The sequence below is a fragment of the Kaistella sp. 97-N-M2 genome (assembly GCF_021513235.1).
Taxonomy (GTDB): Bacteria; Bacteroidota; Bacteroidia; order Flavobacteriales; family Weeksellaceae; genus Kaistella.
In genome coordinates, this window is record NZ_CP090976.1 from 1,754,987 (window position 1) to 1,769,601 (window position 14,615).

At 40.8% G+C, this 14,615-nt stretch carries 17 protein-coding genes; 7 read left to right on the forward strand and 10 right to left on the reverse strand.

What is annotated here, in order from left to right; all coding sequences use genetic code 11:
- Window positions 1-10 precede the first annotated feature (10 nt).
- Window positions 11-1,063, forward strand: coding sequence for a diphosphomevalonate/mevalonate 3,5-bisphosphate decarboxylase family protein (locus L0B70_RS08275; RefSeq protein ID WP_235141350.1), 1,053 nt, complete (start codon window positions 11-13; stop codon window positions 1,061-1,063).
- A gap of 23 nt (window positions 1,064-1,086) precedes the next feature.
- Here the strand turns inward: L0B70_RS08275 and L0B70_RS08280 are convergent, their stop codons facing one another.
- The 9 genes from L0B70_RS08280 to L0B70_RS08320 all read right to left on the reverse strand — a co-directional run bounded on the left by L0B70_RS08280 (window position 1,087) and on the right by L0B70_RS08320 (window position 9,630).
- Window positions 1,087-1,287 carry a hypothetical protein gene (locus tag L0B70_RS08280; RefSeq protein ID WP_235141351.1) on the reverse strand — a complete coding sequence of 67 codons (201 nt, stop codon included), beginning with the start codon at window positions 1,285-1,287 and terminating at the stop codon, window positions 1,087-1,089.
- An 11-nt stretch (window positions 1,288-1,298) separates the two neighbouring features.
- Window positions 1,299-1,895 carry a MarC family protein gene (locus L0B70_RS08285; RefSeq protein WP_235141352.1) on the reverse strand — a complete coding sequence of 199 codons (597 nt, stop codon included), beginning with the start codon at window positions 1,893-1,895 and terminating at the stop codon, window positions 1,299-1,301.
- 43 nt (window positions 1,896-1,938) lie between these two features.
- Entirely contained in the window at window positions 1,939-3,681 is a 1,743-nt protein-coding gene (locus tag L0B70_RS08290; protein WP_235141353.1) for a BatD family protein, read from the reverse strand.
- A complete protein-coding gene (locus tag L0B70_RS08295) occupies window positions 3,681-4,424 on the reverse strand; it encodes a tetratricopeptide repeat protein (RefSeq protein ID WP_235141354.1) in 744 nt (247 codons plus the stop codon). The genes L0B70_RS08290 and L0B70_RS08295 overlap by 1 nt, the downstream gene beginning before the upstream one ends.
- A gap of 88 nt (window positions 4,425-4,512) precedes the next feature.
- Window positions 4,513-5,520: a VWA domain-containing protein gene (locus L0B70_RS08300; RefSeq protein WP_235141355.1), complete on the reverse strand. Its 1,008-nt coding sequence runs from the start codon at window positions 5,518-5,520 to the stop codon at window positions 4,513-4,515.
- 206 nt (window positions 5,521-5,726) lie between these two features.
- Complete coding sequence (locus L0B70_RS08305) at window positions 5,727-6,731, reverse strand: VWA domain-containing protein (RefSeq protein ID WP_235141356.1); 1,005 nt, start codon at window positions 6,729-6,731, stop codon at window positions 5,727-5,729.
- Window positions 6,732-6,740: 9 nt separating this feature from the next.
- Window positions 6,741-7,637 carry a BatD family protein gene (locus L0B70_RS08310; protein ID WP_235141357.1) on the reverse strand — a complete coding sequence of 299 codons (897 nt, stop codon included), beginning with the start codon at window positions 7,635-7,637 and terminating at the stop codon, window positions 6,741-6,743.
- Between the two features lie 56 nt (window positions 7,638-7,693).
- Entirely contained in the window at window positions 7,694-8,557 is an 864-nt protein-coding gene (locus L0B70_RS08315) for a DUF58 domain-containing protein (RefSeq protein WP_235141358.1), read from the reverse strand.
- Between the two features lie 68 nt (window positions 8,558-8,625).
- Entirely contained in the window at window positions 8,626-9,630 is a 1,005-nt protein-coding gene (locus L0B70_RS08320) for a MoxR family ATPase (RefSeq protein ID WP_235141359.1), read from the reverse strand.
- 361 nt (window positions 9,631-9,991) lie between these two features.
- Here L0B70_RS08320 and L0B70_RS08325 point away from each other — a divergent pair, with 361 nt between their 5' ends.
- The 6 genes from L0B70_RS08325 (at window position 9,992) to L0B70_RS08350 (ending at window position 13,459) form a co-directional block, all read left to right on the forward strand.
- Window positions 9,992-10,462 carry a DinB family protein gene (locus tag L0B70_RS08325; RefSeq protein WP_235141360.1) on the forward strand — a complete coding sequence of 157 codons (471 nt, stop codon included), beginning with the start codon at window positions 9,992-9,994 and terminating at the stop codon, window positions 10,460-10,462.
- A gap of 140 nt (window positions 10,463-10,602) precedes the next feature.
- The gene (gene rlmB, locus L0B70_RS08330) at window positions 10,603-11,310 is read left to right on the forward strand and encodes a 23S rRNA (guanosine(2251)-2'-O)-methyltransferase RlmB (protein WP_235143574.1); all 708 of its coding nucleotides are present in this window, start codon (window positions 10,603-10,605) and stop codon (window positions 11,308-11,310) included.
- Between the two features lie 83 nt (window positions 11,311-11,393).
- A complete protein-coding gene (locus tag L0B70_RS08335; protein WP_235141361.1) occupies window positions 11,394-11,843 on the forward strand; it encodes a GreA/GreB family elongation factor in 450 nt (149 codons plus the stop codon).
- Window positions 11,844-11,916: 73 nt separating this feature from the next.
- Window positions 11,917-12,555 carry a DoxX family protein gene (locus L0B70_RS08340; RefSeq protein ID WP_235141362.1) on the forward strand — a complete coding sequence of 213 codons (639 nt, stop codon included), beginning with the start codon at window positions 11,917-11,919 and terminating at the stop codon, window positions 12,553-12,555.
- A 41-nt stretch (window positions 12,556-12,596) separates the two neighbouring features.
- Window positions 12,597-13,106, forward strand: a complete 510-nt coding sequence (locus L0B70_RS08345) for a nitroreductase family protein (protein WP_235141363.1) — start codon at window positions 12,597-12,599, stop codon at window positions 13,104-13,106.
- 59 nt (window positions 13,107-13,165) lie between these two features.
- Window positions 13,166-13,459 (forward strand): TM2 domain-containing protein, encoded by a 294-nt coding sequence (locus L0B70_RS08350; RefSeq protein WP_235141364.1) that lies wholly within the window; start codon window positions 13,166-13,168, stop codon window positions 13,457-13,459.
- Between the two features lie 42 nt (window positions 13,460-13,501).
- Here the strand turns inward: L0B70_RS08350 and hemB are convergent, their stop codons facing one another.
- Window positions 13,502-14,494, reverse strand: a complete 993-nt coding sequence (hemB, locus tag L0B70_RS08355) for a porphobilinogen synthase (protein WP_235141365.1) — start codon at window positions 14,492-14,494, stop codon at window positions 13,502-13,504.
- Window positions 14,495-14,615 lie beyond the last annotated feature (121 nt).

Consider the following 14,615-nt stretch of genomic DNA (forward strand, 5'->3'; position numbering starts at 1 on the left):
AATTCAAGTTATGGAAGAATTTTTCGGATCAAAAAAGTACAAAACTGCAAACGCTAAGGTGTCAGAATCTTGCCCTTCCAACATCGCATTGATAAAATATTGGGGCAAATATGAAAATCAGATTCCTGCAAACCCCAGCATCAGTTATACTTTAAGTCAGTGCAAAACCAACACGGAAATCGAGTTTCTGGCGGACGAAAAATTCTCTGTCCAGACTTTTTTAAGTAGTACAGAAGAAAAGAAATTTGCGGAAAAGATTGAAAAATATTTCAAAAATATCGAAGCTTTTTTACCCTGGATTTTAAAAGGAAAATACATCATCCGAACGGAAAATACCTTCCCGCATAGTTCCGGCATCGCCAGTTCCGCCTCTGGATTCGGCGCCATCGCAAAATGCCTGATGGAAGTGGACGATCTGTTTTGTGGAAAAGCCGAGGAAGATTTCAAGTTAAAAAAAGCCAGTTTTCTTGCCCGTTTAGGAAGCGGCAGCGCCTGCAGAAGTCTCTACAATGGATTGGTCGTTTGGGGCGAAACAAAAGAAGTGGAGGCCAGTTCCGATCTTTTTGCCGTCGCTTTTCCGTCGAAGGACATTCATTCTATTTTCAAGAATTTCAATGATTGGGTTCTGCTTATTCACGAGGGTGAAAAATCCGTGAGTTCTACTGTTGGTCACGGTTTGATGACCACTAATCCGTACGCCGAACGTAGATTTCAGGAAGCGCATGAGAATTTTTCTACTTTGAAAGAAATTTTGAAGGTTGGGGATTTGAAACGTTTTATTCAGTTGGTAGAACACGAGGCCTTAACCTTGCACGCCATGATGATGATGAGCGAGCCGGCCTTCATCCTCATGAAAACCGGAACTTTAGCCGTCATTAATAAGATTTGGGACTTTCGGAAAGAGACCGATCTTCCGCTTTTCTTCACATTAGACGCGGGTGCAAATGTGCATCTGCTTTTTCCCCGCAATAAAGATGAAGATAAAATAAAGGAATTCATCATCAAAGAACTGTTGCAGCACACCCAAAATAATGGAGTGGTGAAGGATGTGATGAGGTTTTAGAGAAAGTGGTGAAAAAAAGCCGCTTACGGTTTTTTTGGCGCGCCAAGTTTGCTCATGGTGTTCAAAACAAAAACCACAATAATACCCAAAATTCCCGCAGACATGGAGAGGATGAATTTTGAATTCTCTTCATGCCAAAAGCCTAAATCCCATTCCATCATATAAAGATTAAATGCGATAAAAATTACGAAAAGGACTAAGAATATTTTATAGAAGCGTTGCATTACTATTGAATTTAAAATTTAACATAGGTTGAAAAAAGCTGCGCAAAGTTGGCTGTAAACAATTTAATAGAAATCGCAAGCAAAACAATACCGAAAACTTTTTGCAAAACCTGAAGTGTGCCGTCGCCCAGTTTATTTTCGAGCCAGTTCGACGATCGCAGCACCAAATATACGAAAATTGTATTCAGAATAATACCCGAAATAATATTGATGTCATGATATTCCGCACGCAGAGAAAGCGTCGTCGTTAACGTTCCCGCGCCGGCAATAAGCGGAAAAGCGATCGGCACGATCGAAGCAGATTTCGCCTCTGTATTTTTTTGTATTTCGATGCCTAAAATCATTTCCAGAGCAATGACAAAGATGACGAAGGCACCCGCAATCGCAAAGGAATTAACATCTACCCCAATTAATTTCAGAATGTTGTTTCCGATAAAAAGAAAGAATATCATTAGAAGCCCCGCCACGATTGAAGCGCGTTCCGCTTCAATTTTTCCAAACTTCTTTTTCAGCCCAACAATGATAGGAATGGAGCCTACTATATCGATTACGGCAAACAAAACCATTGTTGTGGTGAGCGTTTCTTTGAGCGAAAAATGTTCAAACATGGGGTGAAATTATTAATTTCGCAAAAATATAAAAAATAATTGGTTATTTTATAATTTCTTGATATAATGTCACGATGGATTGTAAAAGAGCTTCAATATGTTCTTCTGTATGAAAAGGCGCAAACTTTTCGATCTGAATTTTTTCGGAAAAATCCCTGTATTCATCGACGAAATTAGCACCATGTGTCCGTTCCAGATATTTCCTGAATTCAGATTCATTTTGCACGGAAAAATATTTTTTCACGTCCGTATGCAATTCCTGGTAAGCGGCGAAGAATTTTTTAAAGTCTTTCGCTTCTACTAATTTTTTTAGATAATCGATACTTTCCTGAAAATGATGATTTAAATTTTGTCTGATGATCGCTTCGGTCTCCGCAATAGAAGCAGACTTGGTGGGAGTCGTGGTTAACGGTAAAGTTCTTTTTTTTGTTTTCTTTCTAATGAATAAAAAGAGGGAAAGTACGACCACCATTAATCCCAAGTTGCCTACCACAATTTTCCAGTTGATAGAGCTTTTATCTTTAATTTTTAAGTTGTGCGTTTGTAATATCGGCGTATTTACGGTCTCTAAAACAACGTTCGTATAATCGTTCACTTTTTCGATGGTCGTTTTTGCATCTACAATTTGGTCATGCGTTTTCACATTAAGGAGCAGCGATTTTGTGCCAAGGTCTACATATTTTTCTCTCTGCGGATCAAAGAAGGAAAAATTTTCAAAATTAATGGAAACAGGTCCCGATTTTTTTGGAATAATCACATAATCTGCTATTACATTGCCGGATAAGCCATTCTTTTTCAGGTTAGTATTAAAGGTAATTTGCGGCGTGAATGAAATATAATTGGGCGAATTTACGATTTGCGGTAAATGCAGTGTTTCCAAATTTCCCGCACCCGAAAGTCTCATCGTGATGGTAACGGGTTTTTCGACTTCAGGAGTTTCGGACGAATTACCCTGCGCCACTGATACGTCGAATTGGCCGACAGCATTTTTAAAATCCAGCGGCATTCCGGCCGGAAGTTTTTTTACACTTAATTTTGCTTTATTCGATGAAATTTTGGTGGGTCTTGAGGTATTTGAAACAAGGGCAGAAACGGGATTAATCTCCACTGTTCCGCTTTCATTCGGCAAAACCATATAGGTTCCGAGAATTTGCGAGGCCATGCCGGCGTTGGTCTCTATTTCAGATTTCGTAAGATTAATTGGTGTAATGCGCACATTTCCCTGCGGCCGGAACTGGATGTTGCTCACTTTTCGGAAATTTCCGTAATCCTTACTGTACGCACGCAGGATTGCTACAGCCGGCTGATTTTTATAAACGACCTTATTTTGGAATTCCAAATTTAGGAAGACCTCACTTCGTCGGTGAGCTGCGTTGTTGGAAAGGGCCGCATTCGCTTCGCTTTCTCGTACGTTGAACTCGAAAGGTTCAGTTTTGTAAATTTTTCCGTTAACGGTTACAAGCACGGAGCCGAATTTTACTTTTCCGCTTTCTTTCGGGCTCAAAACCCACTGGTAAACCATTTGATTGAGGACTTCGCCTTTCTTTCCATCCAGAACAATTGTATTTTGTTCTGAAGCCGAACCAATAATATCGAATTTGGAAAGATCCGGCATACGGAGCGGCGTTTCCTGTTCCATATTTTCTCCGTTAATTTCCAAAATCACCGTTAGGTTAAAACGCTGGTTAACTTTCGCGTCTTTAACTTCAGAAACTGCCAAAGTGACCTGTCCATAAGTGAACAGGGCAGAAAATAGAAATAATATGTAAGGTAGTCGCCGTTTCATCACCAATCCTTTTCGTTGCTTTGCGGCATCGAATAGGAATTTTTATTAAGAATCCGTTTTGCGGTTTCCCGTTCTTTATTTTCTACACGATTAAGAATTGAGTTTTCAAGATCTTTCGGCATTTTACCGGAGTTATCGTTTTTATTTTCATTAGGATCCTGGCCTGCACCTTCGCCTTTATTTTTCTGTCCGTTGCCGGCCTGCTGTTCGGGTGTATCTCCTTTTTCCTGACCTTTTTTGCTGTCTTTTTCCTGATCATTTCCGCCGCCGCCGCCGGATTGATCTTTTTTATTTTTTTGGTTTTCCTTCTCCTTCTCTTTAAGCATGGCGATCTCGTAATTTTTACGAATCGTTTCGTTGTAAGGATCCTGTTTCAGTGCCTGTTTATACAATTCGGCCGCTTTCTTGGTGTCATTCTTTTCGAAATGGGCGTTTCCCAGATTATAAAGAGAAGCGGCTTTGTCGGGAAGGGATGCGGCACGTTGCTCCGCTTTTTCGAACTCCGCTTTCGCTTCGTCGTACATCTTACGTTTGTACAGGGAATTGCCCAGATTGTAATGGGCTGTAAAATCTTTATCGTTTAGCTGAACCGCTTCCAGGTATTTGGAAGAGGAAGATTCGTAGTTCTTTTTACCAAAATCCTGATTCCCTTTGTAGACAAGCGTATTGTAGTTTTCCTGAGCGGAAAAAAAAGGTAAGCAAAAGATGGCGATAAGCGCTGCAAAAAGTAGTTTCAAATTCATTACTGCAAAATTATCTCTTTATATGTTAAGATTCCTCTCAGATATTGTTAAATTTGGGTTAAAATACTCTGTATTTGTGGATTATGACTTAAATATTAAAGTCCTTCTTAGGATTCAACAGGAAAATAAGAAGAAAAAAGAAGAGGGAAACTCCCAGAAAATACTGGTAATAATGAATGGCATTTTGGGATTTCACGATGCTTTCGGAGGAGGTAGAAGTTCTCGCCAGTCCATCGATGATCTGTGAACTGGCACTTTCCAGATTATTTCCGTCCACGTAAGTTCCGCCGGTTTGCGCAGCGATATTCTTCAGCGCATTAACCTGCCGTTTGGAAATAACAGTTTGCCCATTCATATCGGTTTTATAACCCATCAACTGGCCGAAAACGTACTCCGGGATGGGCGCACCTTCTTCCGAACCAATGCCCACGGTGATGGCAGTAATTCCTTCTTTGTTCGCCAACTTGATGGCAGATTTTTCATTGCTTTCATTATCTTCGCCGTCGCTTAAAATAACGACTTTCCGGGAGCCTTTTGCAATGTCTTTAAATTTAAAAGCTACCGTTTTCATTCCGGTTAAAAAATCGGTTCCCTGTAATTTCACGATGCTTGTTTCTACGCCGCCAATATACGTTTCCACAGCGGTAAAATCAGTTGTTAAGGGCATTATGGATGTCGCTTCGCCGGCAAAAACCACGATTCCAACTTTATCATTGCGCATTTTGGACATCGTGTTCACGATGATGTTTTTGGCTTCATCAAGACGGTTGGGTTCTACATCCTGCGCATTCATGGAGTTGGAAACATCGAGCAGAAAGATGACGTTGTTCATTTTCTGTTTCGTCTTTACTTCCTCACGGCCGCTTAAAACGTCGACGATGGCAATGATAAGGAAGAGCGTGCCTAAAAGATAAAGTAGGGGCAATATTTTGGAAAACGCCGATTTTTTCTCGAAGAGTTCGGGCTGAAACCTGGCTTCAGCAAAGACATCTTTTTTAGTATTTTTCCATTTGAGGTAAGCGACCATAATAATGCCGAGCAGCGGCAAAAGCAGCAGCAAAAGTAAATACCAGTAATTTCCTAAAGTCCAGTTCATTTTTTAATTCTTTATTTCAGGCACAACCGCTCGAGGTTTTTTATCAGCTTCTTTTCCTGTTGGAAGACAAAATCCCCTGTCTTCCAGCCCCGATTGAAGGGAAAATCCTTTTTCTTTTTCTTCGGGAAAAGAAAAAGATTGGAATGAAAAGCGGGTGGTCTTTTCGGAGAAACTGAAAAAGTGGTGCTTCTAAAAATACGCATTTTTTAACTTAAAAATTTGTAAAATACCCAGCGTAAAAGTGCATCTAAAACCAAAATAACCAGTGCAATCCAGAGGAAAATCCGGAAATATTCCTGATAATTATAGAGTTTGGTAGATTTCAGTTCGGATTTTTCGAGTTGGTTAATTTCCTCGTAAACGTTCTCTAAACTTTCGTTGGATGTAGCGCGAAAGTACCTGCCGCCGGTGGTTTGGGCAATTTCGCGCAGAACCGGCTCGTCGATTTTTACTTCGGCTTCAGAGAAAACGAGATCGCCGAAAATATCCGTAGAGGTGGGCATCAGGGCGTAACCATTGGTTCCAATTCCGATGGAATATACTTTGATGTCGTTGGTTTTTGCAAGTTGAGCCCCAACCTGCGTGGGCATGGCATTTTCAATGGTATTTACGCCGTCCGTCATTAAAATGATGATTTTCGACTTGGCCTTGCTGCTTTTCAGGTGGCTTACGGCAACGGAAAGTCCTTCGCCAATGGCGGTTCCGGGCTGCAGTTCGAGCGGGTTTAGATTTTCTAATTCATCGATAACCACGGCGTGATCGGAAGTTACGGGAACTTTCGTAAAAGCCTCGCCGGAATAGGTAACGAGGCCAATGCGGTCGCCGGGTCGTTTATCGACGAACCGTTTGGCGATATTTTTAAGAGCGGTGAGGCGGTCGGGCTCAAGATCTTTGGCGAGCATACTGAGGGAAACGTCTACGGAGAGCATAATGTCGATTCCTTTGCTGTCGTCCTGATCCTGCGAAATGGTAAAGGTTCGCGGGCGCGCCATTGCGATGATTAAACAGGTGAGAATGAGGTATTTCGAAATTTTCAACAGAAAAAGAACGAACAGTATGCCTCTGTTTTCCTGCATGTTCTTCGTTGTGGGAACTTTGATGCCGGCGCGTGCTTTCTTCCGCATATCCAGAATAAAAAGAGGAAGGAAGGCCAGAAAGAGCAGTAGGAACCACGGACTGTAAAATTCGAAATTTAAAAAATTAAATGCCATTTTTTTCTGTTATACTCCGGTTCGTAATTGGTCCATTTCCAGATCTTTGGACGATCTTTTCACAAAGGTTTTCATTTCATTAAAGTCTTTCTCCATAGTGGTTTGGTCCGGAAACGTTTTTGCAAATTTCACGAGATCTCCGCGAAGGAAAATTTCTTCGACGATCTTTTCATTTTCGGGCGAAATAGCGTTGTTCAGCTTCATCACATCGATAAGATCATCGGTGAGTAAAACATCGGCCGGAATTTGATATTGTTTGGTCATAAAGTTTCGGGAGATGTCGATTAATTCCACATAAAAGGACCGGTAATCGCCATTTTCGATATATTTTTTCTTCTTTAAATTCTCCAGATCTTTCAAGGTTTGGTTCGTCATAACAGCGGGAGAGCTTTTTCTGCGTTTGCCATATTTGATGATCTGATAAATAATAAATATCAGAGCGAGTACAATTAAAACACCTAAAATATACCATTTGTACATCTGCCAGTAATCTTTAACATCGAGTTTTACCTCTTTGTTTTTCATGATGTCGTTAATTTGATCGCCTTTTTGCGCGGTATTGATGACTTCAACTTCGTAGGGAATGGTGTGGTAAAGTTCGCCGCCGATGCGAAAATCCAGCGCGGGAATATTAAATTTTCCTTCTTCAAATACCTGAAATTCAATAATTCTGTCGTAATGATCGGCTTCTTTGCTGATGCTGTCTTTGATCTCCTCAAAATGAAAGGGCAGCAGTTCGTTAACTGGTGCCGACACAACATCTTTTCCCTGAAGGTTAGAAATGCTCACCCGAAAAGTACCCACTTCGCCTAAAGCCAAAGTTTTTTTGTCGAGTTTGGAGCCCAATGTCTGCGCAAACAGCACAACATTGAGAAGGGAGAAAACGATAAAAAATATTTTTTTCAAAACTTAATTTATTTTTATTGAATGCAAACTGCATTGCCATAAGGAGAGAGATTTCATCACCTCTTTCTAAAATACTGATACAAAAATTTCGAATAATCTTCGCCCGTATTGATATTCATAAAACCTGCCGAGGAACTTTCAAAAGCTTCCTCCAAACTGCGGACTTCCTGCTTTTGTTTCTCCGCGAATTCGTACCGCCATCTTGCGCTCGACGTGTTTGCCCAAACCTGTCTGCCGGTTTCTGCATCCTGAAAAAGCGTATATCCTACATCCGGAATTTCATTGTCTTTATCATCAAAAATCCGCATTCCCAGCAACTGATGTTTCCGCGAGGCGACTCTCAGAATTTTAACATCATAAGCATCTTCAAAATCCGAAAACATAAAAAGAAACGATCTTTTTTTGAAAACATTCATCATATATTCCAGCGCGACGTGGATTTTCGATTCGGCGGGAACGTAATCTGCGCTTAAAATATTACTGATAATCGCCAGAATATGTTTTCTTCCTTTTTGCGGCGGAATTACTTTATATACTTTGTCAGCGAACAGAATTAAGCCTACTTTATCGTTATTTCCGGCAGCCGAAAAACCCAGACTTGCCGCAATCTCTGCGACGAACTCGCGTTTCAGCTGCGTTTTTGTGCCGTAATTCATGGAGGCGGAAATGTCCACCAAAAGCATCATCGTCAGTTCGCGTTCTTCTTCCATCACTTTCACGAAAGGTTCGCGAAAACGCGCGGTTTTATTCCAGTCGATCCGGCGAATCTCGTCACCGAACTGGTAAGGGCGAACCTCTGAAAAAGTCATTCCCTGACCTTTGAATGCGCTGTGATATTGACCCATCAAAGTAGCCTCGGACTTTTTCTTCGTCCGAATTTCAATTTGCTTTACTTTTTTGATGATGTCTTTAATTTCCATAATTGAGCGGCGGTTATTGAGTTACGATCCGGAAAATCGATCGCCAACAATCATTTATCACTGATGTTTTAAGGTGCCTGAACTTTTCCTAAAATTTTATCCACAATATCGTCGGCGGTAATTTCTTCGGCTTCGGCTTCGAAACTCAAACCAATTCGGTGGCGCAAAATATCCTTTGCAATATCTTTAATATCTTCCGGAATTACAAAAGCCCTGTTTTTCAGGAATGCCATGGCCCGTCCGGCGATCGCGAGGTTGATGGACGCTCGTGGCGAAGCTCCGAAACTGATCAGGCTTTTCAGTTCTGAAAGTCCGTATTTCTCCGGGAAACGCGTCGCGAAAACCATATCCAAAATGTATTTTTCAATTTTTTCGTCCAGATAAATCTGATTGATGAGTTCTTTCGCTTCCACAATATTCTGCAGTGAAATTACCGGACGAATTACGGGTTGATGCGAGGTGGCCACCATTTTCATAATTTCTCTTTCATCCTCAAAATCCGGATAGCTGATGGTGCATTTCATCATAAAACGGTCGCTCTGCGCTTCCGGTAAAAGGTAAGTTCCTTCCTGATCGATGGGATTCTGCGTGGCCAGAACCAAAAACGGTTTGGGTAAAGGCATCGTTTCATCACCGATGGTCACCTGTTTTTCCTGCATCGCTTCCAGTAAAGCTGACTGCACTTTGGAGGGCGCCCGGTTGATCTCATCCGCCAAAACAAAGTTTGCGAAAATAGGACCTCTTTTAATGGAAAAATCGTTTTCTTTAATATTGTAGATCAACGTTCCGACCACATCTGCGGGTAATAAATCGGGCGTAAACTGAATTCGCGAAAATTCTCCTTCAACAGCATCTGCCAAAGTTTTAATCGCCAAAGTTTTCGCCAAACCCGGAACCCCTTCCAACAGAACGTGACCATTCCCCAGAAGACCGATGAGTAAACGATCTACCATGTATTCCTGTCCGATAATTGCTTTGTTGATTTCTTGTTTTAGGAGGGTGAAAAAATAATTCTGTTCCCTTACTTTTTCGGTGAGCTGTCTGATATCTTCCGCTTGATGTAGTTCTGACATAGTGTTACTAAAATTTAAAGTGTAAATTTCTGCTAAATACCCACACCAATCAACACAATTAATGCCAATGTAAAGTTAAAGTTTGTTAAAAGAAATCCGCTGATCCGCCTACAAAGCCGTTTCCGCGGGATTATGGGGAGTCGGGAACCTGCTTTCCGCTCCTATTCCTCACGCCACTGCTTTTGCCAACGCGTGTTGCGGGGTAACCGCTGCAATCAGGACTGGTTACGGTGGGATCTTCTAAGAAAACAACCGTCACCAGCAAAATATGAAGTGGTTTTCTTCTTCGGCGAAAATGAGCGTATCTAGTTTTGTCTTTTTCAGTTAATTAACCTATTTTTGGGGCATTAAAAACAGCAAAATGAATTATCATTTTCAGGCACACCGCCAGGTCCGACGAAATCTTTTAGAAATTCTTCAAAATACTTCCCAAAAAGATTTAATGTTGATTCCCGATGGTTTCAATAACAATCTTTACTGGAATATCGCACACACTGTGGCCACGCAGCAGCTTTTGTGTTACTATTTAAGTGGAAACCCCTTCCGCATCGATAAATACTGGATCGAAACCTACAAAAAAGGAACGCTTCCAAACCTCAACGTCCAGCAGTCGGAAGTTGATGATCTGGCTTTTCTGCTTACCGAAACGTCAAAAATCCTGATGAAGGATTACGATGCAGATTTCTTTGCCGATTACACCCCGTACACCACGAGTTTTGGGCTGGATCTCAAAAGTATTCAGGACGCCATCATTTTTAATAACATGCACGAAAGTTTGCATTTTGGTTACGCTATGGCGCAGAAAAGAGCCATTTTAGGAGAAGGTTTTTAGCAGAAAAAACCCGTTCTAATTGTTTAAAAAATTAAAAATAAAATAGATTGAAAGATTTTCAAAATAGAAACGACAAACCCGGAAATTTCAGTTCGGAACCCAATAAAAAAGACGATTTCATTTTCGGCTTAAGACCCGTAATGGAAGCTTTGGAAGCTGGAAAAACCGTTGATAAGATATTTCTGCAGAATGCTTTGCAGGGCGATATTTACCACGAACTGAAAAATCTTTTGGCCAAACATAAGATCCGCGCGAATTATGTTCCGGTTGAAAAACTGAACCGCTTCACCCGAAAAAATCATCAGGGCGTTGTAGCCTTTATTTCCGATGTGCCGTTTGAAAAAATTGAAGATGTTTTGCCGCGACTTTTCGAGGAAGGCAAGACGCCTTTTCTTTTAATTTTAGACCGTTTAACGGATGTCAGAAATTTTGGTGCGATTTGCCGTACTGCAGAATGCGTCGGGATTCACGCCGTCGTTCTTCCAGAAAAAGGCGCGGCACCAATTAATTCCGACGCCATTAAAACTTCCGCCGGCGCTATTTATAATTTAAAAATCTGTAAAGAAAAAAATCTTGCCCATACCGTCGATTTTCTGCAGCAATCCGGTCTTCAGGTCTTTTCTGCGACAGAAAAAGCCCAAAAATTATATTACGACGTCGATTTCACGCAACCTTGCGCCATCGTGATGGGAAATGAAGAAACCGGAATCTCCAAGGAAGTTTTACATCATTCCGACGAAAAAATAAAATTGCCGATAGAAGGTAAAACGGAATCACTCAACGTTTCCGTAGCGTGTGGTGCTATTCTTTACGAGGCCATGCGCCAGAAAATCAAGGAAGTTTTGTAATCAGATTTTCCGATCGTGATCATTTAAAAACTAGAGAAACAGTTTAAAAAAGATTTTTTATATTTATTAAAAAATTAAGGTTTATGCTGAATAAGACCGTTTCCAAATCTGATATTCGAGAATACGTAAAAGAAACGATAGCCGAAAAAATTGTTAAGCTAAAGAATTTTTTGGAGTTCACCGTGGAAGCAAGCCATGAAATTAAAAAGACGCCAAAATACGATTCGATGCGTGAAGAAATGCAGGAGGAAATCTACCAAATGCAGAAACAGTTGGCATCACTGAACGATCTGAAACACAAGTTAAATAAGGTGCTGAACGCGCCGTCTGAAAGGGTGAATATTGGGTCGCTTGTCTTCACGAATAAGGCGAGGTTCTACATTTCCGTGTCGTTGGGTGAGTTTTTCTTCGAAGGCGACCGTTTTTATGCCATCTCCGAGGAAAGTCCCATGGCCAAAATAATGTTCGGTAAAAAACCGGGCGATTCCTTTGTGCTCAATAACATCAGTCAGGAAATCATGGAGATTATGTAGTGAAGATGCTGATTATTCTCAGAAATATTAAGTAACCTTCTTTTTTTAGTCTTTATTTTTAAATGTGAGCCCTATGAAATTTCGGCAGTTAAGGAGAAATAAGTTAAATAATTGGATCATCATTCATTTAAGATATCTGGTTGGACTGGCTTTTCTCCCCTCCGGAATGACAAAATTAATAGGACACCGTTTTACGAATATTTCCACAGAATCACCCATTGGATATTTTTTTGAAGCCCTTTATCAATCCGGATTTTACTGGAATTTTCTTGGCCTGGCGCAAATAACGGCGGGAGTTTTATTGCTCACGCAACGCTATGCACTTTTAGGTACGCTCCTGTTTGCCGCAATTCTTACCAATGTTTGGCTCATTACCTTAAGTCTGTCTTTTAAAGGAACCTGGATTATTACTTCTTTAATGATGATCGCCGTGATTTTATTACTGATTTGGGATCATCAAAAACTGCTTCCTATCGTAAGCCGGAAAAAAAATATCACCATCGAATCCTTTCCCGAACCCGGTAAAATATGGGTAACTGCAGGAATTATTTATAGTGTTCTTTTCCTTATTCTTTCAGTATTAAATCCCTTGATGGGCGAAACTTCCCGCGTCGTAACATTGATTTTGGTTGGGTTGATCGTGCTCACTTTTACAGGCAGTAATTTTATCAGTTATAAAAGTAACCGCAAAATTTTCCACACTCCTCTTTAAATTAAATTTCGGTTGGATTTACAATTTGTAATTTTGTCTTTATGAATGAAGCTACAGTTTTAAGAAAAATCATCGAAAACAGAAGAAGTGTTTTTCCGAAAGATTATACCGGGGAAGCCATTGAGGAGGAAGTTTTAGAAGAAATTCTGAGTTCCGCAAAGTTTGCCCCAAATCACAAAAAAACAAAACCCTGGCGTTTGAGGGTTTTTCGGAAGGAAGAAAAAGCACAATTGGGAAAAAAACTCGCCGAAATTTATAAGACCACAACCTCACCCGAAACTTTTCTGGAAAAAAAATATCTGGATATTTCGAATAAGATTTCAAAATCCGACGCCATCATCACCATTTGTGTGAACTTCAGCGGCCTGGTTCCGGAGTGGGAAGAAATCGCTGCGACGGCGATGGGCGTGCAGAATATGTATCTTACCGCAAGTGCAAATAATGTGGGATGCTATTGGAGTTCTCCCGGAACGGTAAGTCATTTGAATGATTTTCTCAATTTAGACGAAAATCAAAGATGTCTTGGATTGTTCTATCTTGGCAAGGTTTGATGTAACTTTTTCTGCGATCTTCCGACTGATTTCCAAACTACTAATTAAAAAATCAAACAATGGAAACTTACGGTTATACTCAGGGATCTTCACAAAATCAGAATTTTAATAACGGAAATTACCGTTCCGAGAAGAAAATCGCCGCGGGGCTTTTGGGGATTTTACTTGGAATTTTTGGTGCGAACAAATTTTTTCTTGGCTACATTAAAGAAGGAGTTATCCAAATCGGTCTTAACATCGTTACTTGTGGTGTTGCCTCCGTAATTCCCTTTATTGAAGGCATTATTTATTTTACGATGAGTGATGCCCAATTCGATCAGACATATATTCAAAATAAAAAAGGTTGGTTTTAAAGAGGAAGAGCTTCTAATTTTAGAAGCTCTTTTTTATAAATCTTATTGATTCAGCAAGATCGCTGCTTCTTTCGCGGCGTACGTGAAAATCATATCGGCGCCGGCTCTTTTGATGCAGGTTAAACTTTCGATAATGGCTTTGTCGTTATCCAGCCAGCCGTTTTGCGCGGCCGCTTTCAACATCGCGTATTCGCCGCTTACGTTAAAAACTGCGACTGGAAGATCGATAACGTCGCGAACTTTCGCTACGATATCAAGATAAGGCATTCCGGGTTTAATCATAATGATATCGGCACCTTCAGCCACATCTTTTAAGACTTCGTCGATGGCCTCGCGTGAATTGTGAAAATCCATCTGATACGTTTTTTTATCTTTCGGAATTTCCTGATTGTCCACGGGAGCCGAATCCAAAGCGCTTCTGAACGGTCCGTAAAAAGAACTCGCATATTTAGCGGCGTAGCTTAAAATTCCCACGTCAGTAAAACCATTTTCTTCCAAACCTGCGCGGATAACGCCCACACGACCGTCCATCATATCGCTCGGCGCGACGATGTCTGCACCTGCTTCAGCATGCGAAACCGACATTTTCACCAGCGCGTCGTTCGTCGCATCGTTATCAATCTTTCCGTTGGTAATAATTCCGTCGTGTCCATAAATAGAGTAGGGATCCAGCGCCACGTCGGGCATAATGATCATTTCCGGCACTGCATCTTTAATCGCTTTGATGGTATTTTGCATCAAGCCGTTTTTGTTCCAGGATTCGGTTCCGCGGTTATCTTTCAGGTTTTCCGAAACTTTCATATAAAGATTCACCCCTTTTACGCCTAAAGAAAATAATTCTTTGCACTCTTTTACAGTCAGGTCCAACGTTCGGCGCATTATTCCCGGCATGGACGGAATTGCTTCCTCTTTATTCTCGCCCTCCATTACAAAAATGGGCATGACGAAATCGTTGGTTGTGAGATATGTTTCCTGTACCAAGGCTCTCATAGAAGGTGTTGTACGTAATCTGCGATTTCTGGAATAAATAATCATTTTGGAATAATATTTGAATTAGCTGCTGCAAATTTAATTATAGTTTTATTAAAAAACTATTGTGTATTTATACGAAATTCTTACATTTGTAGGTGCAATTATACAACGTAAAGCGTTATAA